The following is a 1,300-nucleotide window of genomic DNA, read 5'->3' on the forward strand; positions in this document are numbered from 1 at the left end:
TTATCTTCAATCGAAGCATTTTTTTTGCGTTTTCGCTTATCTCAAATTGCGAAGGTTTCAAACGCTGTAAAGACAAAAGGTGTTCCATTTCGAACGCTGTTCTGTTATTTGATCAGTACACTTTTCTCAAACAGATCTGCATACCGTGATTATTTGAAGCATCAAGATCAGCTCGGATTCTCAGATAAGACTTTCCGTAATCTACTGAATAACGGCAAAATCAATTGGCAAAAGTTCTTGGTTTTGCTCTGCCGCCGTATCATTGTGTTCATCGAACCCTTGACTGAACCAACACGCCGGAATGTATTCATTGTGGATGATTCCATGTATGAGCGAGCCAGCGCAAAGCACGTTGAACTAGCGGCGTTTCAGTTTGACCATGCGAAACACAAACATACCCGTGGCTTTCGGTTTCTTCAACTAGGTTGGAGTGACGGCAACACATTCCTCCCTGTTAACTTTTCCTTGCTTTCTGGCAAGAATCAAGTGTGCAGCCCAAAATCCATCGACGGCCGTACACTTTCAGGAAAGCGTAAGATTCAGGCACAGCGCAAAGCAACCAATGTAGTGTTGGAATTGTTATCATCAGCCTTGTCTCAAGGAGTGAATGCTTCCTACGTCTTGTTTGATTCCTGGTTTTCTAGCCCTAAGATGTTTCATCAGTTGCGTGAAATGGGACTTCATGGAGTAGCCATGGTGAAACGTTCTAAGAAAGTTTATTACCAGTTCAACGGTGGACTGATGGATGTGAAAACGATCTTTAACACCCAGAAGAAACGTCGCGGACGTTCACGCTATCTGTTATCCGTTCTTGTTGAAGCAGTTGACGGGGAAACGTCGGTGCCAGTCAAACTTGTTTATATCCGCAACCGCAATAAACGAAATGATTACCTTGTCTTGGCGACAACGGACACCCGGCTCTCTGAAGATGAAGTTATTCAGCTTTACGGAAAGCGCTGGTCGATTGAAGTATACTTCAAGATGTGTAAACAGTACCTCCGCCTGGCAAAATATCAAGGATTGTCTTATGACGGTATCTTTGCACATACCGCTCTTGTCGCAATTGGTTACTCAATCCTTGCAGTCCAACACCGTGAACAGGTAGATGATCGGACCCTGGGTGAGTTGTTTTATCTCATGGTTGATGAACTTACTGACATCACCTTCGCAGAAGCGATTCAACAATTGATTGATTTATTTAAAGAAGCTTTTAAGGATGAGTATATCCTTTGTGAAGAAGTACTAAATACTATTATTGAGCAATTTTTAAAAAAATTACCTGTCAGCTATCAAAAACACC

General features: G+C 42.4%; 1 protein-coding gene. It reads left to right on the forward strand.

The window, feature by feature from the left end; genetic code table 11:
- The coding region (locus GBH70_RS16390) for an IS4 family transposase (RefSeq protein ID WP_216643894.1) at window positions 1-1,300 on the forward strand (1,300 nt) is incomplete at both ends.

Source organism: Weizmannia acidilactici (assembly GCF_008974225.1).
Lineage (GTDB): Bacteria > Bacillota > Bacilli > Bacillales > Bacillaceae_C > Weizmannia > Weizmannia acidilactici.